The sequence below is a fragment of the Planococcus sp. FY231025 genome, assembly GCF_052078085.1.
In the GTDB taxonomy this organism is placed as follows: domain Bacteria; phylum Bacillota; class Bacilli; order Bacillales_A; family Planococcaceae; genus Planococcus.
Genome location: NZ_JBQJJG010000004.1, coordinates 454,317 through 478,983 on the forward strand (window position 1 = coordinate 454,317; position 24,667 = coordinate 478,983).

At 50.9% G+C, this 24,667-nt stretch carries 23 protein-coding genes; 19 read left to right on the top strand and 4 right to left on the bottom strand.

Annotated elements, in window-relative coordinates; genetic code table 11:
* The first annotated feature begins 15 nt into the window (after positions 1-15).
* The 8 genes from ACTL32_RS05500 to ACTL32_RS05535 all read left to right on the top strand — a co-directional run bounded on the left by ACTL32_RS05500 (position 16) and on the right by ACTL32_RS05535 (position 7,429).
* Complete coding sequence (locus ACTL32_RS05500; protein ID WP_441340520.1) at positions 16-966, top strand: ABC transporter permease; 951 nt, start codon at positions 16-18, stop codon at positions 964-966.
* A gap of 16 nt (positions 967-982) precedes the next feature.
* Positions 983-1,900, top strand: a complete 918-nt coding sequence (locus tag ACTL32_RS05505) for an ABC transporter permease (RefSeq protein WP_441340521.1) — start codon at positions 983-985, stop codon at positions 1,898-1,900.
* A gap of 68 nt (positions 1,901-1,968) precedes the next feature.
* Positions 1,969-2,991: an ABC transporter ATP-binding protein gene (locus ACTL32_RS05510; protein ID WP_441340522.1), complete on the top strand. Its 1,023-nt coding sequence runs from the start codon at positions 1,969-1,971 to the stop codon at positions 2,989-2,991.
* Positions 2,966-3,967 (top strand): ABC transporter ATP-binding protein, encoded by a 1,002-nt coding sequence (locus ACTL32_RS05515; RefSeq protein ID WP_441340523.1) that lies wholly within the window; start codon positions 2,966-2,968, stop codon positions 3,965-3,967. The genes ACTL32_RS05510 and ACTL32_RS05515 overlap by 26 nt, the downstream gene beginning before the upstream one ends.
* Positions 3,968-3,987: 20 nt before the next feature.
* Complete coding sequence (gene menC / locus ACTL32_RS05520) at positions 3,988-5,112, top strand: o-succinylbenzoate synthase (protein WP_441340524.1); 1,125 nt, start codon at positions 3,988-3,990, stop codon at positions 5,110-5,112.
* A 98-nt stretch (positions 5,113-5,210) separates the two neighbouring features.
* Positions 5,211-6,380 (top strand): M20 peptidase aminoacylase family protein, encoded by a 1,170-nt coding sequence (locus ACTL32_RS05525; RefSeq protein WP_441340525.1) that lies wholly within the window; start codon positions 5,211-5,213, stop codon positions 6,378-6,380.
* Between the two features lie 268 nt (positions 6,381-6,648).
* Positions 6,649-7,005, top strand: coding sequence for a hypothetical protein (locus ACTL32_RS05530; RefSeq protein WP_441340526.1), 357 nt, complete (start codon positions 6,649-6,651; stop codon positions 7,003-7,005).
* Between the two features lie 67 nt (positions 7,006-7,072).
* The gene (locus tag ACTL32_RS05535) at positions 7,073-7,429 is read left to right on the top strand and encodes a DUF4181 domain-containing protein (protein WP_441340527.1); all 357 of its coding nucleotides are present in this window, start codon (positions 7,073-7,075) and stop codon (positions 7,427-7,429) included.
* On the opposite strand, the gene ACTL32_RS05540 is transcribed toward ACTL32_RS05535, so the two are convergent.
* Complete coding sequence (locus ACTL32_RS05540; protein ID WP_441340528.1) at positions 7,407-8,030, bottom strand: hypothetical protein; 624 nt, start codon at positions 8,028-8,030, stop codon at positions 7,407-7,409. The genes ACTL32_RS05535 and ACTL32_RS05540 overlap by 23 nt on opposite strands.
* Before the next feature lie 94 nt (positions 8,031-8,124).
* Between ACTL32_RS05540 and ACTL32_RS05545 the strand changes: the two genes are divergently transcribed.
* Positions 8,125-8,517, top strand: a complete 393-nt coding sequence (locus ACTL32_RS05545; protein WP_441340529.1) for an RDD family protein — start codon at positions 8,125-8,127, stop codon at positions 8,515-8,517.
* Between the two features lie 213 nt (positions 8,518-8,730).
* Here ACTL32_RS05545 and ACTL32_RS05550 read toward each other — a convergent pair whose 3' ends face one another.
* Positions 8,731-9,696 carry an ABC transporter substrate-binding protein gene (locus ACTL32_RS05550; RefSeq protein ID WP_441340530.1) on the bottom strand — a complete coding sequence of 322 codons (966 nt, stop codon included), beginning with the start codon at positions 9,694-9,696 and terminating at the stop codon, positions 8,731-8,733.
* A 208-nt stretch (positions 9,697-9,904) separates the two neighbouring features.
* Between ACTL32_RS05550 and ACTL32_RS05555 the strand changes: the two genes are divergently transcribed.
* The 5 genes from ACTL32_RS05555 (at position 9,905) to ACTL32_RS05575 (ending at position 14,314) form a co-directional block, all read left to right on the top strand.
* Positions 9,905-10,903 carry a FecCD family ABC transporter permease gene (locus ACTL32_RS05555; RefSeq protein WP_441340531.1) on the top strand — a complete coding sequence of 333 codons (999 nt, stop codon included), beginning with the start codon at positions 9,905-9,907 and terminating at the stop codon, positions 10,901-10,903.
* Positions 10,900-11,952, top strand: a complete 1,053-nt coding sequence (locus tag ACTL32_RS05560; protein WP_441340532.1) for a FecCD family ABC transporter permease — start codon at positions 10,900-10,902, stop codon at positions 11,950-11,952. Before ACTL32_RS05555 ends, ACTL32_RS05560 begins: the two co-directional genes overlap by 4 nt.
* Before the next feature lie 46 nt (positions 11,953-11,998).
* Entirely contained in the window at positions 11,999-12,826 is an 828-nt protein-coding gene (locus tag ACTL32_RS05565; RefSeq protein WP_441340533.1) for an ABC transporter ATP-binding protein, read from the top strand.
* On the top strand, positions 12,804-13,559 hold the full coding sequence (locus ACTL32_RS05570) for an IucA/IucC family C-terminal-domain containing protein (protein WP_441340534.1): 756 nt from the start codon (positions 12,804-12,806) through the stop codon (positions 13,557-13,559). The genes ACTL32_RS05565 and ACTL32_RS05570 overlap by 23 nt, the downstream gene beginning before the upstream one ends.
* A gap of 215 nt (positions 13,560-13,774) precedes the next feature.
* Positions 13,775-14,314: a hypothetical protein gene (locus ACTL32_RS05575; RefSeq protein ID WP_441340535.1), complete on the top strand. Its 540-nt coding sequence runs from the start codon at positions 13,775-13,777 to the stop codon at positions 14,312-14,314.
* A 99-nt stretch (positions 14,315-14,413) separates the two neighbouring features.
* Here ACTL32_RS05575 and ACTL32_RS05580 read toward each other — a convergent pair whose 3' ends face one another.
* Entirely contained in the window at positions 14,414-16,510 is a 2,097-nt protein-coding gene (locus ACTL32_RS05580) for a putative bifunctional diguanylate cyclase/phosphodiesterase (protein ID WP_441340536.1), read from the bottom strand.
* Positions 16,511-16,867: 357 nt separating this feature from the next.
* On the opposite strand from ACTL32_RS05580, the gene ACTL32_RS05585 reads away from it, so the two are divergent.
* Positions 16,868-17,545, top strand: coding sequence for a serine/threonine protein kinase (locus ACTL32_RS05585; RefSeq protein WP_441340537.1), 678 nt, complete (start codon positions 16,868-16,870; stop codon positions 17,543-17,545).
* Between the two features lie 52 nt (positions 17,546-17,597).
* The gene (locus ACTL32_RS05590) at positions 17,598-18,323 is read left to right on the top strand and encodes a class I SAM-dependent methyltransferase (RefSeq protein WP_441340538.1); all 726 of its coding nucleotides are present in this window, start codon (positions 17,598-17,600) and stop codon (positions 18,321-18,323) included.
* A gap of 59 nt (positions 18,324-18,382) precedes the next feature.
* On the opposite strand, the gene ACTL32_RS05595 is transcribed toward ACTL32_RS05590, so the two are convergent.
* The gene (locus ACTL32_RS05595) at positions 18,383-20,686 is read right to left on the bottom strand and encodes a putative bifunctional diguanylate cyclase/phosphodiesterase (RefSeq protein WP_441340539.1); all 2,304 of its coding nucleotides are present in this window, start codon (positions 20,684-20,686) and stop codon (positions 18,383-18,385) included.
* A gap of 343 nt (positions 20,687-21,029) precedes the next feature.
* Here ACTL32_RS05595 and ACTL32_RS05600 point away from each other — a divergent pair, with 343 nt between their 5' ends.
* From ACTL32_RS05600 to ACTL32_RS05610, 3 genes are all read left to right on the top strand, one after another.
* Complete coding sequence (locus ACTL32_RS05600) at positions 21,030-22,085, top strand: LLM class flavin-dependent oxidoreductase (RefSeq protein ID WP_441340687.1); 1,056 nt, start codon at positions 21,030-21,032, stop codon at positions 22,083-22,085.
* A gap of 350 nt (positions 22,086-22,435) precedes the next feature.
* Positions 22,436-23,800 (top strand): copper amine oxidase, encoded by a 1,365-nt coding sequence (locus ACTL32_RS05605; protein ID WP_441340540.1) that lies wholly within the window; start codon positions 22,436-22,438, stop codon positions 23,798-23,800.
* 264 nt (positions 23,801-24,064) lie between these two features.
* Complete coding sequence (locus ACTL32_RS05610; protein WP_441340541.1) at positions 24,065-24,490, top strand: MarR family winged helix-turn-helix transcriptional regulator; 426 nt, start codon at positions 24,065-24,067, stop codon at positions 24,488-24,490.
* The last annotated feature ends 177 nt before the right edge of the window (positions 24,491-24,667 follow it).

Consider the following 24,667-nt stretch of genomic DNA (forward strand, 5'->3'; position numbering starts at 1 on the left):
AGGAGGTTAGATCCTTTGAAATCTTATATTTTGAAACGGCTGCTCTCCATGATACCGGTGCTGCTTATAGTAGCAGTCATTGTTTTTATGATCATACATCTGATACCTGGCGATCCAGCGTCCGTTATGCTTGGAGAAGAAGCGACTCCACAGGAAGTCCAGGCACTTAGAGACGAACTTGGCCTGAATTTACCAATCTACGAACAATTCGTGCAGTGGTTTGCTGGCATTTTTCAAGGGGATTTCGGCAATTCCATCTATATGAATATGCCTGTTCTGGAAGCATTTCTCGGCCATATCGGTCCGACGCTCTCTCTCGCATTGCTTGCTCAAAGCATTTCGATAATCATCGCAATCCCAATCGGTGTAATCGCAGCGAAGCGCCGCGGCACATATGTCGATCAAATGTTCATGACGATTGCCATGCTGGGATTGTCTCTCCCGAGTTTTCTCCTGGCACTATTGCTGATGCTGTTGTTCGGGGTCAATCTTAATTGGCTGCCAGTTGCCGGGTATGCCCCGGTCAGTTCAGGATTATGGAATCATCTTCAGTACATGATTCTTCCTGCCATTTCCCTCGGGGCTATTCAAGCGGCTGTCATTTCTCGTATGAGCCGTTCATCCATGATAGACATCTTAAGCATGAATTACATTAAAACCGCCAAAGCGAAAGGTGTAAAAGACCGTGTGGTCATTTACAAACATGCTTTGAGAAATGCCTTTATTCCCATCCTGACAATTCTCGGGGAAACATTCGGTTCTCTCATCACAGGAGCGGTCGTTACAGAAACGGTATTCAACTTGCCTGGCATTGGGCAACTGGTGATTAACGCAATCGTCAGACGGGATTATGCAGTTATTCAAGGAACGATATTGATTATTGCACTCGCCTACCTGTTGCTGAACCTGCTCATCGATTTGCTGTATGGCCTTGTGGATCCGAGAGTCCGATTCAACCGGAAATAGAAGGGAGAGAAAAAGAATGACTACAGAGGCGAAAGTAAAAGCTGATATCGGCATCAGCGGTTTAAAGGTAATGAAAAGTGATTTGAAAAAAGAGCAACGGCGCCTATTTTTCCGCCGCTTCTGGTCTAATCAGTCAGCAGTGGTTGGGAGTGTTCTGCTTGTTATATTGAGTCTATTTGCAATTTTCGGACCAATGATCAGTCAGTTTACACCGCTTGAGCTGGATCCAGTGGACCGTCTGGCAGCACCGAATTCTGTGCACTGGTTTGGAACCGATAATTTTGGGCGTGATTTGTTCAGCCGGGTTGCTTCAGGTGCCCAAGTGTCCATGGGTGTCGGTTTTTCGGTAGCAATCTTGACTGCGGTAATCGGCATGATTATCGGCCTGTATGCCGCTTTCTATTCGGTGCTCGATCATATTCTTATGCGAATATGTGATGCCTTGATGGCATTTCCTGATATTCTCTTGGCAGTAGCGATTATGGCAGTATTGGGGCCACAGCCGATTAATGTAGTAATAGCGGTAACAATAGCAAAAATACCAACAATGGCAAGGATTGTACGTTCTTCTGCCCTTGTTGTGAAGGAACAAACTTATATTGAAGCGATGAAGTCTCAAGGTGCAAGCTCTTTCAGAATTATTTGGCGGCATATAGTTCCGAATGTCATGTCTCCTTTGATTGTTCAGACTACCTATGTATTTGCAATTGCCATAATTCTAGAAGCGGCATTAAGCTTTTTGGGAGCTGGCATCCCGGCACCGGACCCGAGTTGGGGAAACATTTTATATGACGGAAAAATTGTCATATTCAGTGCTTGGTGGATGACGGTTTTCCCTGGTGTGTTCATCATTTTAGCGGTTTTAGGGCTGAACCTGTTCGGGGACGGGCTCCGTGACCTACTAGATCCTCACTCAAGTAAAGCAAATAAATAATTAAGATTGTCCCTCATGCTGATCTGTTTTTGGGAAAGTGAAAGCAGCGGAGTGAAAGGAGGATGAAAATGGATAAGCAAAATTTATTGGAAATAGATGGGTTGAGAACTACTTTTGCTACTGAAAACGGTCCTGTAACAGCTGTCGATGGTGTTTCCTTTTCCATTGCTCCAGGCGAAACGCTTGGGGTTGTAGGAGAGTCGGGATGCGGGAAAAGTGTGACGGCTGAATCGATTATGCGCTTGCTGAATGAAAAGTCGACAAGTTACGAAGGCGCTGTAAACTTCAAGGGCGAAAATTTACTCGCATTATCAGAGCAAAAGATGCGGGATATCAGAGGAAATGAAGTATCGATGATTTTTCAGGACGCAATGACTTCCCTGAATCCGGTCTACACCATCGGCAACCAAATATCCGAATCCATCATGATCCATCAGAAGTTGAATGCAAAGCAAGCGATGGAGAAGTCCATTGAAATGCTAAGGTTAACTGGAATTCCGTCTCCGGAAAAACGTGTGCATGAATACCCGCACGAAATTTCCGGCGGAATGCGGCAGCGGGTCATGATTGCCATGGCATTATCGTGCAAGCCGAGCTTGCTGATCGCTGACGAACCCACCACTGCATTGGATGTTACAATTCAGGCGCAAATCATCGATTTGATTAATGATTTAAAAGAAGAATCGAATATGAGCGTTATGATGATTACCCATGATCTCGGGGTGGTTGCGGAAGTGTGCACGCGTGTAGTAGTAATGTACCTTGGTCAAGTTATTGAAGAGGCGGATGTAGATACTTTGTTTTCGAAACCGCTGCATCCCTATACAAAAGGGTTAATCAAGTCCATTCCAAGAATTGATGGTGATCGGACGCAGAAGCTTCATATGATTCCAGGTACAGTGCCGTCTCTAAGCAATATTCCAAAAGGTTGCAGATTTGCCCCGCGCTGTGCGTTTGCTGATGAGAAATGTTTAAACGAAGCGCCGGTCCTGGAGGCAGCAAATGCCAGTCAAAAAGTAAGGTGCTGGCATTTTGAAAAAATCGAAAACGGGGAGAAGGTGCCGCATGAAGCAATTGCAAATGGAGTCTGAATACACAAAAGATAGCGTCCCCCTGTTACAAGTTAACGGACTGAAAAAATATTTTCCGATTCATTCTCCCTTTGGCCGGACTATTGGGCATGTCAAAGCGATTGAAGATTTAAATTTTAATTTGTATGAAAAAAAGACATTAGGGCTAGTAGGGGAATCTGGATGCGGGAAAAGCACATCCGGCAGAGCGCTGCTCAGATTAACAGAACCAACCGAAGGCACCGCTCTTTATAAAGGGCGAGACATTTTCCAACTGAAAGAAAAAGAGTTCACAAAAATGCGGAAAGAAATGCAGATGGTATTTCAAGATCCTCATTCTTCATTAAATCCTAAAAAACGCATTGGTGAAATTATAGAAGAGCCGATGAACATCCACAATATCGGATCAAAGCAAGACCGAATGGAAATGGCAATGACTTTGTTGGAGAAGACAGGTATTCGGCAGGATCAATATTTCCGCTACCCTCACGAATTTTCTGGCGGCCAAAGGCAGCGGATCGGTTTGGCGCGGGCTCTTGCTTTGAATCCAAATATTGTCGTATTGGATGAACCGGTTTCAGCTCTGGATGTCTCGATCCAGTCACAAGTTATAAATCTATTGCAGGAGATACAAGAAGAGTTCAGTTTGGCATATTTATTCATTTCCCATGATTTAAGTGTGGTTCGTCACATTGCAGATGAAATTGGAGTGATGTATCTAGGCCACTTGGTGGAAAAAGCGCCTACAGATGAATTGTTCGCAAATCCGCTCCATCCGTATACGAAGGCACTCTTATCTTCTATACCTTTGCCGACTCCTGGACTTAAACGTGAGCGGATCATCCTTAAAGGGGATGTTCCGTCCCCTATCAATCCGCCCTCAGGATGTGTCTTCCACACACGCTGTCCTTTTGTGATGGATGTATGCAAAACAGTAAAACCAGAATCCCAGATCCAGACACCCGGCCATGAAGTGGCCTGTCATTTATACAACTAAAATCTGAAGGAGTGGTAATGTTGGAGATTAACAAAATTGTGTTGCGCAGGATGAAGATGGATTTAGTTTCGCCGTTCCAGACTAGTTTTGGAGTACAGACGGATAGAGAATTCATGATAGTTGAACTTCATGGAGATAAACACATCGGATATGGTGAATGTGTCGCATCGGCGAGACCCCTGTACAGCGAAGAAACAGTTGGCACAGTTGAAGTGATATTGGAAGATATCTTGATACCTGCATTATTGAATAAAAAAGATATCAAGCATCCCGATGAACTCAACGAACTTTTTAAGCCTTACCGACGAAACAACATGGCAAAAGCAGCATTAGAGGGAGCTTATTGGGACCTATATGCAAAAGAAAATGATATTCCCTTACATGCGGCCCTTGGCGGTACGAAAAACGAAATAGAAGTGGGCGTAAGTATTGGCATCCAGGAGTCGCAAGAAGCTTTATTGGAATTGGTAGAAGGATTCCTTAATGAAGGGTATAAGCGAATTAAATTGAAAATCAAACCAGGAAATGACATGGCGATTCTAAAAGCTGTTAGAGAAAAATTCCCGAATATTAAAATGATGGCTGATGCAAACTCTGCTTATACGCTAGAAGATACTGAACTGTTCAAAGAAATGGACAAGCTCGATTTGATGATGATTGAACAGCCTTTGGCACATGATGATATAATCGACCATTCAAAATTACAACCGGAAGTCCAAACTCCTATTTGTTTAGATGAAAGCATACATTCTTTAGAAGATGCAAAACAAGCGGTCAGCTTGGGCAGCTGTAAAATCATCAATATTAAAATTGGACGAGTCGGCGGACTGACTGAAGCAAAGAAAATTCACGATTATTGTCAAAGCCGAAGCATCCCGGTCTGGTGTGGAGGAATGTTGGAATCTGGTATAGGGCGGGCACACAATATTGCTATCTCTAGTTTGCCTAATTTCACTCTTCCGGGGGATACTGCTGCCTCTTCTAGATATTGGCATGAAGACATAATCACTCCTGAAGTAGTGGTGAACCAAGGGATTATTCCGCTTCCAACTAACTCTGGCATAGGTTTTGAGCCGAATATGGAATTGATGGAGAAGTACACAACGGGAATCAAAGAAATTATTCCGCAAAAAATAACTTCTTAAAAACACATAACTGGAAATTCATTGAATGACATTTACGGAAAGAAACCATTCAGCAAGAGATTGCGGGAATGGTCTTCTTTCTGCCAAAGGAGTGGAGAATGATGCAAGAAATTCTAAAGGAGATAAAACCTGTAGTGGAAGAGGTATTTCAACATTTGCATGAGAATCCGGAAATCAGTTGGAAAGAAGAAAAAACAACTCAGTACTTGGTTGAATTACTTGAAAAAGAAGGCTTTGAGACGCAAACATTTAAAGATTCAACAGGATTGGTAGTTACTGTCGGGACGGGAGAACCAACCGTTGGATTACGCACGGATATTGATGCGCTTTGGCAAGAGGTGGATGGAGAATATCGAGCTAATCATTCATGTGGGCATGATGCTCATATGACAATGGCTGTTGGGACAATGCTTGTCTTGAAAAAACTTGGCATCCCCAAAACTGGACGCTTAAAAGTGCTTTTTCAACCAGCTGAAGAAAAAGGGAAAGGTGCTCTATCTTTCATTGAAAAAGGGCTAGTTGACGATATCGACTTTCTGTACGGTGTCCATTTACGTCCGATACAGGAGATTGGAAACGGCTATTCTGCACCAGCCATTATGCATGGAGCAACGAAAATGTTAAAAGGGTCTATTTTAGGAAATGATGCTCATGGAGCGCGGCCCAATCAAGGTCAAAATGCAATTGAAGTGATGGCTCTTCTTGTGAACGCTATCCATTCAATCCATCTGGATTCGACTATTCCGCATTCTGCTAAAATAACGATGTTTAAAGCGGGAGGAGAATCAGCAAACATTATACCTGGAAATGGAATTTTTAGTATCGATATGCGAGCGCAAACTAACGAATTAATGAAGGTCCTTTTAGCAGAAGTCGACAGAGCAATCCAGTTTGTCGCTGAATTTTCAAAAGTTCAAATCTCTTATGATATCGCTTCTGAAATTGCTGCAGCACAAGTCGATGATGAAGCTGTATCACTGCTGGCAAAAGGGATTGCAGATACGGTTGGAGAAGAATTTCTGGCAGCACCGATCCTCACGCCGGGCGGGGAAGATTTCCATTATTACACCTTGAAAAGACCTTCGATTAAAGCGACAATGTTGGGGTTAGGGTGCGGATTGGCGCCAGGGCTACACCATCCGAAAATGACATTTGATCAAGAAAGTATGCTGACAGGAATAGAAATTTTGACGCGTACTGTTTTAAATACCTTTGAAAATTTTGAGGGAAGCAAAAAAGAAAACGAAACTGTCGGTCTTAAAGCTTAATATCAAAAGCGAAAACGATTCAGCTTAATAGGCCGAACCGTTTTTCTTTCTGGAAAAAACCGAAGGGTCCTGGCGGATCACCCACGAACATTCTTCGCTGCCGATCAGCACGGAGGACGGGAAAGCGATTTTTGGATAACGATGAAGAGGACGAACGAAAGGGAAAACGCCTTTGAACCGATTGAAAAGGTTCAAAGGCGTCTTTTATTGGAACCTTCGGACAGTTCGTCCGTATGATTAGGAAGAGAATGGAAAGGGGGAGGGCGCATTGGAGTTTATTTTGGTTCTCATCCTGCTCCTTTTATGGGTTTTCGTAGCTGAAAGAGTGGTGCGGAAAGTCCTGAAAGTCGAGAAGACCGATCTCGAGGATACACCGGGAGCAAAAACCCGTGCCTGGGGCCAGGGCACCATCATCTTCCTGTCGCTGTTGATTATCCCTTCTGCAGATATGGGCTGGCGAGAAGGAATGATGTGGATCTGGAGTATCTACTTGACCACTTTCACTGCAATTGATGCGTTTCTGCAGCGGAAATACATACCGGAATCGCAGGAGCACCTTGCAACGCTTACCATGTTCCCAATAGGGGTGGGCACGCTGGTCGGCATCAGTTTCTTGCTGTTTTGAAACACGATTTTTAGAATCCCCTCACCGATGTTTCATGAACACCGAATAAAAGAAGGGAGGGAGCCGGATGGAGTTTTTCATCATTCTCGCCGTATTGCTCGTGCTGTTTCTGGCAGTCGACAAAGCGTTGCGGAAAGGGTTCAAGGTCGAGAAAAAGCGGCTGTCGGACAGCCCGGGGAAAAAGGCGGACGCTTGGAGCCGGGGCATCATCCTGGTTGCGGCACTGGCCTTTATCCCGTTCGTGGTAACGGAAACGGGCGATCGGCTGATCTGGTTCTGGATCGTCTACCTGACGGGGCTCCATCTGGTCCAGGCGTTCCTGCAATGGAAGTACATACGGGAGTCGCGGGAGCATCTCGTGACGCTGAGCCTGCTGCCGGTCGGACTTGCCGCGCTCCTGTTCATCCGGTTTTATTTCTTTTGAGCGGTGTGCGCAGCTCCCGGTTGAGCAGCAACGCGAGCACCGGCCCGATGACCGGAATCCAGGCGAGCGCTTGGTGCCGGGCTTCCGGGTAGAACCGGCGGACCGTATAGACGGACAGGCCCCACAGCACGAACCAATCCACCGTCATGACGGAAACCAAGCTGGACGCAAAGAACGCTTCCCGGTAGGCGGCCAGGGAAAAACCTTGGAGCAGCGTCAATAGGTTGCCGATCGAAAGCGCGATCAATGCGATGAGCCAAATGGGCGACGCCAGGAAGCGCACGAGCCATTTTGGTGCGCGAAGCTTCCGTTCGGCGGGCTTCTGGCCAAACGCAAAATACGGCAGCAAAGCGAATGCGCCGATGCCAAACGACGCAAGGGCGAATGGCCAGGCCGGCCAGCGCTGCCGGTCATTGAGCCCCAGCAGCGTCAAAAAGACCGCCGGGAACAGGCCGAGTGAATTGAACACCGCAAAGACGAGCGGGTCAATGCCGCCCCATTCCATGCTGAGGATTTTCGAGAAGACCGCGTCGGCATCGCCGCCGGGTGCGAGAAATACGGCATAGCCGATCAACAGGATCCAGATTACGAGGAAGATCAAAATGCGTCACCCCTTTTCTTCCATCATACAGGACGAAGAGGAAAACCGCGCGGCATATCCGCGCCGAAAAAATCCGAAAGAGGAGGAATGAAATATGAACGAATTGACGAAAAAACGCGTTATGGCTATGGGAATCGATACGGTGGTGTCTTCTGTGGTGTCATCGGCTTTGGAGCCGATGGTGAAAAAGAAGGTGAAGGGCAGCTTTGTCCCGGTCGTCATCCTGCCGTCCGTCGTTTTGTGGGGGCTTGAAGCGGCACAGATCAGCCTTTTCGGGCAGACGCTCGGGCAAAAGGCCGTTGGCATCAAAATCATTACGGAAGACGGCGAAAAGCCGGAAGCAGGGCAGATCCTGAAGCGCTCCATGCACCGCGATTCGGTGAGCGCCATCAGCTATTTGAAGGACCGCAAAGCGTTTGACGCGAACGGCGGCATCATTTTCCCACATGACCAGTATGCCGAAACACTTGTGGTGGCCAGTAAATAACCACAAAAAATCGTAGGGGCGTGGGTTGGATTGTTTTTGGCTTTCCTATCCTTCCTAGTATTCCGGTTGTCACCCTCAGCGACTATATGGCGTATTAGAATCGGATCATCAAAAGCCAGGAAGACCAGAATGGTTTTATTGCTTTGATGGAAAAAACAGCAGTCAGAAAGCCCCTTTGCCGTTGCTGGCAAAGGGGCTTTCTCACATTGGTCATTATTCGTTCAATAATTTCTCTTCCAGATCATCTAGCATCAAGTTCGCTGCCATGACGCCGCCAGCTGTGTTCCAGATGGTGTCGCTGACTTCGTAGGCTTTGCCTTCCTGGACCGCTTTCAAGTTGTTCCAGATCGGGTCTTTCACCCATGCGTCTTCCGCTTGCTGTCCTTCTTTTTGTTCGTTCTGGTAAGTGAAGTAGAAGATGACGTCGCCGTCCATTTCCTCAATGCGCTCTTTTGTTACGCCTTGAGCCGCAAAATCATCCACGTCCTGGGATTCCGGACGGGCCAGGCCGATTTCTTCCAGGATGATGCCTGAGAATGAATCTTTGTGGTATATGCGCACATCATCCGGCATGAAGCGGACCATCGATACTTTGGTGTTGATTTTGTCGCCAAGTTTTTCAGTCAGCGCCGCCACGCGTTCATTATAAGCGTCAAGCACTTCCTGGCCTTTATCTTCCTTGTTGATCGCTTTGGAAATCAATTCGAAATTGACTTTCCAGTCGCCGCGAAGCGTTTCTTCAAACACTGTTGGAGCGATAGCGTTTAGCGCCTGGTAATGTTCTTCCTGGCGCATCTTATTTCCGATAATGAGGTCCGGCTCCAAAGCGGCAATCGCTTCCAGGTTGATTTCGCTTTCCGTGCCCACCACTTCCACGTCTTCCATATCAGCTGCAATGTGTTCATACCATGGGTCACCTGTCCACGACTGGACAGCGCCGACTGGCGTCACGCCCATTGACAATAAGGCTTCTGTTCCGTGGTTCGTCAAGACGACGATGCGTTCAGGCTCGCCTTCGATGGTTGCAGTGCCCATTGCGTGTTCTACTTTATAGCTTTCAGTGCCTGCTGTTCCTTCAGTTGCTTCTTTTTCCGCTTCAGGCTCTGCATTGCCGCATGCTGCCAATAGCAGAACGAGTGCCGCCAGCAGGACAAGCAGTGAGTACGATTTCTTCAACATTTATGTTCCTCCTAATAAACTCCTAATTGATAATGATTTTCAATACATTCACATCGTAATATCACAGGACCGGCATGTCAAGAGGTTTTCAAGAATAATTGACAATGATTCTCAATGAATTTATACTTTGATAGAACTGACTTGAAATGATTCACTTTAATTATAGAAAGAAAAGAAACGTGGGAAATATAGGAGAAGTGTAGCTGTTATGATTAGAAACAATCGAGCCAAAACTTTCGGACTGATCATTGGCGTCCTTGTCATTGCTGCCCTTGTCTGGTCGAGCATCGTTCTGGGCCTAACAAAAGTGTCAGCGCAGATGGTTTTCGATGCCATATATCATTTTGACGGATCGAATGAGCACATCATCATCCAGGATACGAGAATCCCGCGGGCGTTTATCGCTGCCGCTGTCGGTGCAAGTCTGGCTGTTGCAGGCGCTGTCATGCAGGGCCTCACACACAACCCGCTAGCTTCTCCAGGTATTCTCGGCATCAATGCTGGAGCGAGTTTTTTCGTGGTTTTTGGCATCAGCTTTCTCGGGTTATCGTCGCTTACGGCGTTTGCCTGGCTGGCCTTTCTTGGCGCCGCAATCGCATCGGTTGTGGTTTATGTGTTCGGCTCCATGGGCAGTGAAGGGCTGACGCCCATCAAGATTACGCTCGCCGGTGCAGCGATTGCAGCGATGTTTTCATCAATGACGCAAGGCATGCTGACGCTGGATGAACGCGCACTTGACCAGGTCCTGTTCTGGCTCGCCGGATCCATCCAGGGCAGGGACCTCGAGATCCTGCTGTCGGTGCTGCCATACCTTGCGATTGGCTGGCTCATCGCCCTGGCATTTGGAAAACAGATGAATGTCCTCGCGATGGGGGAAGACCTCGCAAAAGGCTTGGGACAGAAAACAATGCTTGTGAAAATCATGGGCGGCGTCATCGTCGTCCTGCTCGCCGGCGGTTCTGTCGCTGTAGCAGGTCCGATCGGCTTTGTCGGCATCATTATTCCGCATTTCGCCAGATGGCTTGTCGGCACCGATTACCGCTGGGTCATCCCGTACAGCGCTTTGCTCGGAGCGGTTCTGCTCCTGGCTGCGGATATCGGTGCACGATATATTCTGATGCCGGCTGAAGTGCCGGTCGGCGTGATGACCGCCATCGTAGGCGCACCTTTCTTTGTCTACATTGCAAGGAGGGGATTTAACGAATGAAAAAATACCGCAGCCTCCGCATGGGAAAAGCATCTTTTTTAATCGATAGAAAATCCTTGTTTATCCTGGTTTTATTGACCGGATTAACGTTTTCACTTATTGTTCTGAGCCTTGGAATCGGCCAGCTTGCGATCAATCCGATTGATGTCGTCAAAGCGATTTTCGGCGCCGGCACCGATATGCACAACTTGGTTGTCCAATCGTTCCGCATGCCGCGCATATTGCTCGCGGTGTTTGCCGGAGCCGGCTTGGCCATGTCGGGAGCGATTCTTCAAGGAATTATCCGCAATCCGCTTGCCTCACCGGACATCATCGGGATCACGGCTGGTGCTTCGTTCACGACTGTCGCTTTTCTCGCATTCTACAGCGACCGTAGCAATACGCTTGCAGTCAGCATTCACTGGCTGCCGCTCGCTTCATTCATCGGCGCAGTGGGCATGGGCTTTCTCGTCTATGTGCTGTCCCAGAAATATGGACAAGTCGCGCCGGTCCGGCTCGTCTTGATCGGCATCGGCCTGTCAGCAGCAGCCCAAGCGCTGACGACAATGATGATGATCCTCGGCCCGATCTTCACGGCCTCCCGGGCGAATATCTGGATTACAGGGAGCGTCAACGGAACAAACTGGACCGAAGTTTTGACAATTATTCCGTGGATTTTCCTGCTCACGGCCGTTCTGTTCTTTTACGCAAGGCGGCTGAATATCCAGGAGCTGGGTGATGAGCTGACGGTCAATGCCGGCAGCCTGGTACAGCGGGACCGGCTCGTCCTGTTGTTTCTTAGCAGTGCACTGGCTGGCGGCGCTGTGGCGTTTGCCGGAGGCATCGGCTTTGTCGGCCTGATGGCCCCTCACATGGCGCGGAAGCTAGTCGGCTCGGCATTCGGGGCTTTGCTGCCGGTTTCCGCCTTGCTTGGCGGCTTGATCGTGCTGCTCGCCGACCTGATTGCCCGAACGGCATTTGCGCCGTTGGAAATTCCTGCGGGCGTCTTCACTTCTGCCATCGGGGCGCCGTATTTCATCTACTTGCTCTACCGCACCCGGAACCGATAATTCCTGCCACTGGCCCGTTTTGTTTGCTGAAGAAGGAGGAAATGTAATGGATGCATTATCAACAAAAGGTTTAACACTTGGATATGGGGAAACGAGCATCATCAATGAGTTGGATTTGTCGATTCCGAAAGGCGAAATCACCGTTCTCATCGGGAGCAACGGCTGCGGCAAATCGACGCTGCTCCGCGCGCTTGCGCGCCTCTTGAAACCTCAGGAAGGTTCTGTCGTGCTTGACGGCCAGGAAATTGCCAAGACGCCGACACGGAAAATTGCCAAGCAATTGGCCATCCTGCCCCAGACGTCCATCGCCCCTGAAGGGCTGACCGTCCTGCAATTGGTCAAGCAGGGTCGCTATCCGCATCAGAGCTGGCTTCAGCAATGGTCGGAGAAAGACGAGGAAGCGGTATTCGGTGCGCTCGAAGCGACCGGACTGACGGATCTCGCGGAGCGCAAAGTGGACTCCTTGTCAGGCGGGCAGCGCCAGCGGGCATGGATCGCCATGACGCTTGCGCAGGACACGGACATTATCCTGTTGGATGAGCCGACGACCTATTTGGATCTGACGCACCAAATCGATATTCTCGATTTGCTGTACGATTTGAATCAAACAAAAAAACGCACGATTGTGATGGTGCTTCACGACCTGAATCTTGCCTGCCGCTACGCAGACCACATCGTAGCGATCCATGACCAAAAAGTCTATAAGCAAGGCGCGCCGAACGACATTATCACGCCTGATCTGATGCATGCAGTATTTGGTCTCCAATGCCAAGTGACGTGTGATCCGGTCTGTGGAACCCCGCTGTGCATTCCGTTCAGCAAAGGAAGACATTTAAAAGGTGGTACGGGCAATGTTGTGCCGATTAGCAGCTGAAGAACGGACTTTCTTATCGGAACATTTCCGGCTCCTCGAAGAGCAGCGTGAAGGCGTTTCATTGGAGCAGTTAACAGATCCGGTACTCTTGCCGCACTTCCTGGAAGCGGTGAAAAAGGAGCTGGGCACAGACAGCACACTAGCTGCCGCTTCGCAGCTCATCAAGCGCGTGGGCTATTTGGTAGTCGTGCCGTCACTGTATGCTGCTGCCGTTTTCGGCAAAGCGATTGAGATGGATTTTGGCCGCTGCTTTTTGGTCCAGCACCGGCAGGGCGATTTGTGGATGCCTCAGCTATCCCTTTCGGATTCATCTGCAATGGACCTTGGCGAAAAGGAACGGCACGTCCGGTTTGGGCTTTTTGCCCAGCAGCTGTTCAGCGAACTGGCTGGAGTGATCCAAGCCGTTTCGTCGACCGCTTCCGTTCCGAGGGGCATGTTATGGGAGAACGTCGCTGTCTATGTGTACTGGATTTATGAAAGCCGGCTGATGGATGAAAGCGATCCCAGCGTGCGCCAAAAAAGCCAGCGGGATTTTGACTTTATCCTTCATGAACTGCCGGCTTCGGTATTCGGGGAACGGGTCAACCCGCTTCGGAAATTCCACATGGAAAAAGCTGCGGCTCCTGGAACCGGTGAAGCGGTGCGAATTCGCCAGACTTGTTGCTTTGCTTACGAAACGGGAAAAAGCTTTTGCAAGACTTGCCCGAAGAAAACTAAAAAGCTTTCACTATGAAAAGCATCCAAAGCTCGTGCTCTGGATGCTATTTTATTTGGAGGCTAAAAAGTTTCAAAGACCCTCGTTAAACATGAAGTGTTGATTACGTTCTTTATATTTATTACATTAGTAATTTAAAAATGTTAAATATAAACAAAATGTGATTAACCATTTGGAGCGGTGGTAAACAGACCGTGCAAGGCTATTTTTCAATCAAGGGAGGAACTACCAAGATGAAGAACACGCTATTGAAATTGACTGCGCCAGCTTTAGCAGCAGGTCTGGCATTCTCCGGAACAGGCGGCGCACTCGCGGCCGGGCCAGATGCACATGCCAATGTGAAAGCCCAAGTGAAAGTGGAGCAAAGCGCGAAAGTGAACGGAGCGGACTTGTCGCATCGCCTACTGCCGATTGAAAAGCGCATCTCGTCAGTGGATTTTGATGTCGTGGCATTGACTGCGGAACTCGAAGCCAAGGAATCCCTCAGCTATGAAGAATGGGTCTATTATCAGGAAGGCTTGAACGCCTTGTTCGGCCAAGTGGGGGCATCGACGAACCAGTTGATGGCCGTAACGAAGAAGTTCGGTGAGGATTCCGCTGAAGTGGCGGAAGCCAAAGGGGAGATCAATGAAGCATTCAGCACCTTGGTGCAAGTGCAGGCATTGCTCGACTCTATCGAAGTGACCGTGGAAGTGCCGGAAGTGGAAACGCCTGAAGTGCCTGAAGCTCCAGAAGTGCCGGAAGCACCGGCTGAAGAAACCGTCACTTTGTAATAATGTTTCATTCCACCGCCAAACCGAATTGAAAAGCCCGTTTCCTCGACTAGAGGAAACGGGCTTTTTCGGTTTAAGCAGTAAAAGGGTAAATGGTTATCAGCGTCCGCCGGGTTTTTCCAGAAGTGCCGGGAACTGCTGCAATTCTGCTGGCATCGGGCGGCTGAAGTAATACCCTTGCCCTTCATCGCACAGCTCATCCGACAGGAACGACAGCTGAGTGTCGTCTTCGATGCCTTCGGCGATGACGCCCATGTTCAGTTTATGGGCGAGCGCGATGATCGTCGAGGTAATCGCTTTGCCGTTTTGACCGCTGTTGATATCGCCGATAAAGCTGCGGTCGATTTTGACGCGGTCGAATTCGAATTCGCGCAGGTAGCTGAGCGACGTGTAGCCGGTGCCGAAGTCATCGATCGCGATAGAGAGGCCGAGCGCCTTCAGGTTCTTGAAGCAGCGTTTCAGCCGTTCGGTGTCTTCCATCAGGATGCTCTCGGTCACTTCAAGCTCCACCCATTTCCCGTCGAGTCCCGTCTCTTCAAGGATCGCTTTGACCTTTTCGGCAAAATCCGGGCGTTGCAGCTGGATTGTCGAAACGTTGACGCTGATTTTGAACGGGCCGTAACCCGCTTCCTGCCACGCTTTGTTCTGGCTGCAGGCGGTGCGGAGCACCCATTCGCCGATCGCGACAATCTGGCCGCTTTCCTCGGACACCGGGATAAAGCGGTCCGGCGGCACCAGGCCAAGTTCGGGATGGTGCCAACGGATCAAGGCTTCCATCGAGCTGACTTTGCCGTTCTTCAAGTCCATGATTGGCTGGTAATGCAGGACAAATTCATTGTTTGGGATGGCGGCCTTCAGCCCTTGTTCGACGAGGAGCTTGAAGGCGCTGCCCTGGTCGAGTTCCGGCTTATAGACGGTATGGTTGTTCTTGCCGGACCTTTTGGTGAAGTACATCGCGACATCCGCTTTTTTGACGAGGCTGTCGACGCTTTCTTCTGCCGAACAGCTGTAGGCGATGCCGATGCTGGCGGAAACCGACAGTGAGTGGCCCAGCACATCGAACGGCTCCGACAGGGCGGCATTGAGCCGCTTGGCCAAGGTCACCGCTTCTTGCTCGGTGGCGCCCGGCAGGAGGACGGCGAATTCATCCCCGGCGAACCTGGCGACGGTATCCGTTTTCCGCACCTCCGCGGAAAGGCGCTGCGCCGTGATTTTCAGGAATTCGTCGCCCATGTGGTGGCCGAGGGAATCGTTGATGAACTTGAAGCGGTCCACATCAAGGAACAGCACGGCGAGCGGCTGCTGGTTCGTTTTGGACAGGTGCAGCACCTGGCTCAGCCGGTCTTCGAACAGTTTTCGGTTCGGAAGCTTTGTCAACGGGTCGAAATAGACCATTTCCTCCAACAGCTTCTGGTGCGCGCGTTTTTCCGTGATGTCCTTGGCGATGCCGTAGACGCCGGTGATTTCGCCGCGCTGCTTCACCGGGAACGCCGTGACTTCGAGTCTGCGCAGCTCGCCGTCCTCGTGCATGGCCGACAGTTCATAGCGGGAATGGATGCCTTGCGCCGCCATCTGGAAATGGGTGAATGCCGTCCCCAGATCCTCCGAAACGATCAGGGGCGCAAACGACATATCCAGCAATTTCTCGGCGCTGTAGCCGACGAGGTCTGAGCACGCCGGATTGACCATGGTGAATTTGCCTTCAAGGTCGAACTTGAAAATGGCATCGGGGTTGTTGTAGAAAAGGGACTCGAAACGCTCCTGGTTTTCCTGCAGCTGGAGGTCCGCCATGACCTGTTCAGTGACATCGATGATGGTGCCACATGTCACCGCTTTGCCGTCCTGCAGCATTTTGGATGCGTGCACTTCGATATGGTGCAGGCTTCCGTCCTTCTTGCAGAAGCGGACCCGGTAGCGGGCTTCCTCCGTCCGCCCTTCGAGCCGGTCATTGACGCTCGCCCGAACGATGGGCAGATCTTCCGCGCAGATCAGGTCGGGCATCGTGACACGTCCGCTGATGAACTCATCTTCTGTGTAGCCGGTGAGTTCGCACAACTGCCGGTTGACGTACAAAAAAGAAGAGCCTTCCAGGATGTACATCGCAGCAGGCGAGTTCTGGATCATGGTGTCGAACATGTCTTTATAGTAAGCTCCGGGGCTGGAGATATCGGTTTTGTTTCGGTTGGTCGATTTCATGGTGCACACCTCCTGTGGTCGGAAAAATTGCGGTTGAACGGGCATAGAAAGCCGTTAGGGAATTTCAGCAGAACGTTTATGTTAAATAAAACCAAATATAATTTAAGATTTCTAATTTATACTAACTCATTATACGGGAAATTCCGGCATTTCGATAGTGGGGGCTGAAGAGGGGCAATATTTTATTCAGCCTGCCTATCCTGCCGGTGAGGGTTTTCCCGGGGCTTGAAAGGCATCTGGAAACCTGCGGGAAAAGTAGCGGGCTGCAAAGAGCAGATGCTGTTTATTCGCATGGGAATTCCCTATAATAAGCAAAAAGAAGGCACGGCGAGGGCTTTCAGGAGGGGGAGAGGTTCAATGGAACAGCGATGGGAAGAGGCGGCGAAGGCATTGGAAGGGATCCGGGTCACGGCCAACCCGGACAACGAGCCGGTGACGATCGAAGGTACGGCGGAAGGGCTGCGCTGCGTCGGCGTCGGCACGGATGCGGCGGTGTTTCAGTCGCTTGATGCGCCGGAGTTCGCCTTCAAGCTGTACGCAGAAGGCAAGGAAGACAAACTGCGGGCGGAAGCGGAAGTCTACCGGCAGCTCGGGGAATCTTCTTTTTTCACGGAATGCTACGGGGAAGCGGACCGCTTTCTCGTACTGAAATACGAAGAGGGGCCGACGCTGTTTGACTGCCTGCTGCAGGGCATCCGGGTGCCGGAAGCGGCGGTGCAGGACGTGGAGGCCGCACGGAAAGTGGTCCGCGCGAAAGGCCTGAATCCGCGGGACATCCACTTGAAGAACATCCTGCTGCAGGACGGGCGGGCGAAGCTGCTCGACGTCTCCGAATACATCAAGCCCGGCAACGATTTCCGCTGGGAGCATCTGAAAAAGGCGTATGAGGAATACTACCCGGTATTCGACGGCAAGCCGGTGCCGTTCTGGCTGCTCGACACGATTCGGAAATGGTACCACCACTGGAACCGCTATTCGGCGTCGTTCGACGAGTTCATGCGCATCGTCTCGAAGCAGCTGGGCTACCGGAAATAAACCAAGGAAATGGCTGATGTCGCTGAATCGGAAACGAAAGGGGACGGAACGCATGAAACTGTACAAGGAACTGGCTGACTGGTGGCCGCTGATGTCGCCGCATACGGAATACGAGGAAGAGGCTGGGCTGTACTTGGACATCATCCGGCGCCATCATCCGAATGTCCAAACAGCGGTGGAGTTCGGATCGGGCGGCGGCAGCAACGCCTTCTACCTGAAGCAGGCGTTCGGCATGATGCTGACTGACCTGTCGCCGGACATGCTGCGGGTGAGCCAGGCGCTGAACCCGGACTGCCGCCACCTGCAGGGCGATATGCGCACGATAGATGCAGGCGCGGATTTCGATCTCGTATTCATCCACGACGCCATCACGTATTTCACTGACAAGCGGGACCTGCTTAAGGTCATGCAGAATGCCAAAAGGCACCTCAATGAAACCGGCATCCTCCTGATCATGACCGACCAGTTCACGGAAACCTTCCAGCCCGCCACGAACCACGGCGGTGCGGACGGCGGCGGGCGCGGCATGCGCTACCTGGAATGGACATTCGACAGCGATCCCGATGATCACGTGACCGAGACGGAATACCTCTACATCCTGAAGGACCGGGACGGCAGCGTCTCGTACGAGCACGACAGCGCGCGTTCCGGCCTGTTCCCGATGCCGGAATGGGAAGCGCTGCTTCAGGAAGCGGGATTTGCGGCAGTGTTTGAACAGGTCGACTATTCCGCGGAACCCGGCACCTATTACGCCATCGTCGCCCGGCAGCACGCGTGAACCAAGTAGTAAAATGCAAAAATCCCCCGGCCGGTTTGACGGTCAGGGGATTTCAGGTTTTATGCGCGGCTCGGATGCGGCAGGCCGGATTTCAGCATCGATGTGAACTGTTCCGCTGGCAACGGCCGGCTGAACAGGTAACCCTGGATTTCGTCGCATCCCAGCACCCGCAGGGATTCAAGCTGCTCGAGCGTCTCGACGCCTTCAGCGATGACGGACATGCCCATGCTGTGGGCCATCGAAACCATCGTCGCAACGAGCGCCTTGTCGGCCGGGCTCGTCTCCATATCCTGCACAAACGGCTGGGCGATCTTCAGATTGGTGACCGGGAAGCGCTTCAAGTACATCATCGAAGAATAGCCGGTGCCGAAGTCGTCGATCGCGATGCCGATGCCGAGCTTCCGCAGCGCTTCCATCCGGGCGATGGCCATCTCGGCATCGTAGACGGCGACGCCTTCGGTGATTTCAAGTTCCAGCGAGGAAGCAGGAAAGCCGGTCTTTTCGAGTGCGCCCCGGACAATCTCCATCAGGCTCGCGTCAAGAAATTGCAAAGGCGACAGGTTCACGGCCAGCTTCAAGTGGCGGTGGCCTTCGTCGTGCCAATTCTTCGCCTGGCGGCAGGCATTCACGAGCACCCACTCGCCGATCGGCAGGATCAGCCGGGTTTCTTCGGCCAGCGGGATGAACTCCGCCGGAGACACCAGCGTGCCGTCTGCGGTGCGCCAGCGAATTAGCGTTTCCATGCCGGTCACTTTGCCGGTCGCACCATGCACCTGCGGCTGGTAATGGAGGAGGAATTCCTCGTTCGCCAACGCATTGCGCAAGCCGTTTTCGAGCTGCACCTTGCGCGTGAGTGTAGCGTTCATATCTTCCGAGAAGAACTGGTAATTGTTGCGGCCATGTTCTTTGGCATGGTACATCGCGATGTCTGCGTGCTTCATCAGCTCTTCGGTGGTCGCACCATCGCCTGGGTAGATGGCGACGCCGATGCTCATCGAGATGTCGAGTTCCTGCCCGTTGACGGTGACCGGCTGCTCGAGCACGGACTGGATGCGCTTAATGAGCGGCACAATGTCTTCTTCTTCCGAGATTTTATTGAGGATCAGGGCGAATTCGTCGCCGCCCTGGCGCGAGACGGTATCGTCCTTGCGCAGGTTTTCCGCCATTTTGCGGGAAAAGCCTTTCAGCAGCAAATCGCCGAATTCATGGCCGTACGTATCGTTAATGTTCTTGAAGCGGTCAAGGTCGACAAAGACGACCGCCACTTTATGCGAATAGAGCCGGGCTTCGGCCATGGCGGCCGTCAGCTTGTCGAGGAACAGCCGCCGGTTCGGCAGGCCGCTCAGCACATCATGGTACGCCATGTGCTGCATCTGGTGCATCGCTTCGGTCAATTGCTCGTTCTTCGAGCTGAGTTCGCGCGTGCGCTGGCCGATTTTCTGCTCGAGTACTTCATTGAGGCCGTGGTACTGCTCGAGGAGCCTGTGGTTTTCGGTAAGCGCCATGATCTGGCGGGCGAAAATGAGCAGCACCGAGACGCCCGCTCCGGCAATCAGGCCGTTCATGTCGTTCTTCTGTTCGAAGATCATGACGACAAACAGCAGCGCCATGCTCAGGTAAGGCAGCAGCCCCACGCTGGTGTCGGGTTTTGCCGGCGCAAGGGGCGGAGCCGGTGCAAGTTGTTCGTCGAGCGCAAAGAGTCCGGCTAGCGCCATCAGCAGCAGCGAAAGCGACCACAGCGGGTCGTAGAAGCTGCCGGAGCTGTAGATGCCGGTCGCGGTCTCGTACAAGTAGATGCTGTCGGCGACGATCTGCAGCAGCAGGCTCGCGGCAATCAGGTGGAGCACGCTGCGGGAAAACAGCGGGACTTTGCTGATGTAGAAACTGGCCAGGCCGAACAGCAACAGCAGGCTGCCGATGGGGTAGCCCGCCGAAACGGCGAGCGTCAGCGGCGAAGCGGTGCCGCCGATCAGGTCCTTGATGATGAAATGCCAGCTGAGCGCCGAAAAGACGGCCATGATGATGGTCACATCAAAAGCCAATCTCAAGAGCTGCAGATCCCGCCTCCCGTGCCAGCCGTGGTACAGGAGCGCGGCGAGATAGAAGGCGATCTGGAAGAAATAAAACAGGTCGGCCCAGCCGGGATACGGGATTTCCTCCCCGAGTACATTCTCGGAATAGATCCACAGACCTTCGGCGATCACGTAGCTGAGGCAGCCGAGTGCGATGAGCAGCCAGAACATTTTCTCCTTGCCGGAGATCTTCCGGTATACCGCGAACAGCACAGCTGCGGCAACGAGCGGCGCCAGCGCGGAAACCAGGTTAGCAGGCAGCGTAGGATTGCCGCCTTGTAAAATCAGCACGTAATAGACAGTGATGTGCAGGGCGATATAGATTGCGAAAACTTTTTTGGCGGATAGGATGGCGATGGCGGTTCACCTCTTTTATTAGAAAGTCCAGGGGCTGCGGTCGGCATAAAAATAAAAATTCATCGTTTTCATTGAACGTTTGCTCTTTTTCCTTATTATAGTTAATTATTCCTGAAATTGGAACAACCTTTTACACAATAAAATCTTCGGTCGCTAAGCCCTTCTGCACCCCTTTGCTGTACCAAAGGGAGGGGTGAGCGGATTCGTAACACCGTAGCCCAATAAAAGATATACTGATGTCAGGGCATTTATTGTACATAAGAAGGGATGGATGGACATGGAGAACTACCGGATTGACCCGGCCAAGGGCATGGAGTTTGGCATCTACACGCTCGGCGACCATTTGCCGGACCCGCGGACAGGCGACCGCATCTCGGCAGGGGAGCGGATACGGGAAATCATCGCGTTTGCAAAACTAGCGGATGAAGCGGGGCTGGATTTCTTCAGCGTCGGCGAAAGCCACCAGGAATTTTTTGCGACCCAGGCGCATACCGTCGTCCTCGGCGCGATTGCGCAGGCGACAAAAAATATCAAGATTGCGAGTTCGTCGACGATCATCAGCACATCGGACCCGGTGCGGGTCTACGAGGATTTCGCAACGATCGACCTGATCTCGGAAGGGCGTGCGGAAATCATCGCCGGGCGCGCATCGCGCATCGGCCTGTTCGAACTGCTTGGCTACGATGTCCGCTATTACGAAGAACTGTACGAAGAGAAATTCGGTCTCCTTTTGCAGATCAATCAGCAGGAGATCGTCAACTGGAACGGCCGCTTCCGCGCGTCGCTGAAAGACGCGCAAGTGATTCCGCGCCCGCAGAACGGTTCCTTGCCGATCTGGCGCGCAGTCGGCGGCCATCCGGCGAGTGCGGTGAAAGCGGGGCATGCGGGCGTGCCGATGATGCTCGCGACGCTCGGCGGACCGGCGGAGACGTTCAAGTATACGATCGATGCCTACCGGGAAGCGCTTGAAGAAGGCGGATTCGACCCGGCGGCCTTCCCGGTGGCGACCGCGGGATTCTTCAATGCCGCGGAAACGACCCAAAACGCACTCGCGGAAGTTTATCCACATGTGGATAAAGGCATGATGCGTACGAACGGCCGCGGCTATCCACAGTCCGCGTTCATGCACGGCGCCGAGAAGGAAAGCGTCATGAACATCGGCAGTCCGCAGCAAATCATCGAAAAGATCCTCTACCAGCACGAAATGTTCGGCCATCAGCGCTATATCGCGCAGATGGACTTCGGCGGCGTGCCGTTCGGACGGCTCGAGCGCAATATTGAACTGATCGCAACGGAGATTCTGCCGGCGATCCGGAAATACACGAAGAAATAAACAGCTTTATATAGAAGGAAGACGGCCGTCCCGGTGTGGGGCGGCTTTTTTTATGGGAAAGTCGCTGAATCGGGCTTGAGTGCTCATAGAGCTTCGATGAACGCTCATAGAATCTCAAAAACCGCTCATAGAACAACAAGAACCGCTCATAGAAATAAAACCGTCTGGACTTTTCGGCTGTTTCCCTTTTATTGTCCGTTTCAAGTATCCGATTACAGTGCTGCAAGCTGTTCAGAACCAATCCGAAAAAAGTTTTCAAAATTCTTTTTAAAAAAGGTGATCTAAAAAGAATCCATCTGCGTTTAGTAGGCAGAACGAAAAAACACACAGGAAAAAGGAGATGTTCATTTATGAAACTCAACAAACTATTGGTCGCTCTTCCATTAACGCTATCCCTATTGGTGCCGACGGCGGCACTTGCGGACAGCCACGGATCGCACGCAACAACATCACACGCTTCAAGCGAAGCAGCTAACACGGCGACGCCGGCAGGGGAACTGCGAATCGCTCTTGATACCATCTTGAACGAGCACGCCTTCCTTGCAGTGGAAACGATGAGAAAAGGTGTCGACGGCGCTGAAGATTTCGACCAGGCATCCGGTGCCTTGCTGGCGAACGCAGATGATTTGAAAGCGGCAGTCGCTTCCGTCTATGGAGATGAAGGCGCAGCGGCATTCGACGAAATTTGGAAATCGCATATCGGCTATTTCGTGGATTACGTAACGGCAACAGCGAAAGAGGACCAGGCTGGAAAAGACAAAGCATTGGCTGAACTTGAAGAATACAAGAAAACCCAATCAGCGTTCTTTGATACAGCAACTGAAGGCCGTTTGCCGGCAGCAGCAGTACAAGAAGGATTGGACATGCACGTCGATCAATTGATCCAATCATTTGACGCTTACGTTGCAGGAGACTTTGAAAAATCATATGCCCTAGAGCGTGAATCGATCCATCACATGAGCATGTTCGCAGAAAGCCTTTCCATTGCGATTACAGACCAGTTCCCGGACAAATTCGAAAACACGAGCCCGGACACACCGGCAATTGACCTTCGCGCAGCTTTGAACACAACGTTCACTGAACACGCAGGGCTTGCGGTAATGGCGATGCAAGACGGCGCTGACGGAGCGAAGAGCTTCGACCAGGCTTCTGCAGCATTGCTTGCAAACGCGGATGACCTGACAGCTGCTGTAACATCAGTTTACGGTGAAGAAGCGGGCGCGCAGTTTGATGAAGTTTGGAAATCGCACATCGGCTACTTTGTCGACTATGTAGTGGCGACAGGTGAAGGCAATGCCGAAGCTCAGGAAAAAGCGAAAGCGGACCTGGATGCTTACATCGTCGAACAGGCAGCACTTCTTGACGCAGCGACAGAAGGCCGTGTACCGGCAGATGCACTTGAAGAAGGCTTGACTGCGCACGTATCGCAATTGATCGGATCGTTCGATTCATATGTGGCAGGCGACTATGACGCAGCGTACAGCTCGCTTCGCGAAGCATATGCGCATATGACAATGCCGGCAGCTGGATTATCAGCAGCGATCGTTGACCAGTTCCCTGAACAATTCAAAGGAACGGAAATGCCTTCTGAAATGCCGAAAACAGGCATGGGCGGCACTGAAACATCATCCATGGAATTTATGTGGTTGGTGGGCGGCTTGATGCTTGCGGGACTACTGACAACAATCGGCCTGCGCACTCGCCGTCAGAACTAAGAGATTATGACGGAAACCAGCCTTAACCGGCTGGTTTTTTTGTGGTTTCAATAAGTAAGGAATGGCTGAATAGAATTGAAGGATGATGGAATACCTTGGAGATGAAAAAGTGCTCAATGAAAAAAGCGAGGTTTTTGAAGGGAGAACGAGTAATTTAGGAGAAAGAATAAAATAATTAGTTAGGCGGCTAAGTTATTGTTGACAGGGAAGTTGCATGATGATATATTTAGCGGGCTAAACATTATAGCTAGTGGAGGGAAATCTATGAAAGCTTCCGTAGATTGCGATATCCGTGAGTCTTTAGATAAAGTATCATCCAAAATGCGTCGGGATTATAGTGAAAGTTTAAGAGAAATTAACCTCTATGTTGGGCAGGACAATTTGCTCGCCCGTTTATGGGAAGGGGATGGAATCACTCAAATGCAATTAGCTGATCATTTGAAGTGCGAACCGCCCACTATCACCAATATGGTTAAATCGTTGGAGCAAAACGGCTTCATAATCCGCAAGCGCGATGAAATCGATGGCAGGGTGATGCGAATTTATCTGACTGAAAAAGGAAAAGAGATAGAAAAACCGGTTGATTTCAAATGGAAACAGCAGCAAGAAAAACTACTGCATTCCATTTCCCCGGAAGAACGCATCGTATTAAGGGATTTGATGAAGCGGATGGAGAGAAACTTATTTTAAGTCCTCTCCAATTATTTATTTAGCCTGCTAAATAGAAGTGCTTTCTAAAACCTTAAGGTCCCTTTGAAATCGGCTTTAAAAAGTGTGAGGTGCAACCGATGGAAATCGATAAAAATATTCTCGTATGTATAAAGGAACATCCGGGAATAAGTGCAAGGAAGATTGTTTCGTGTATGG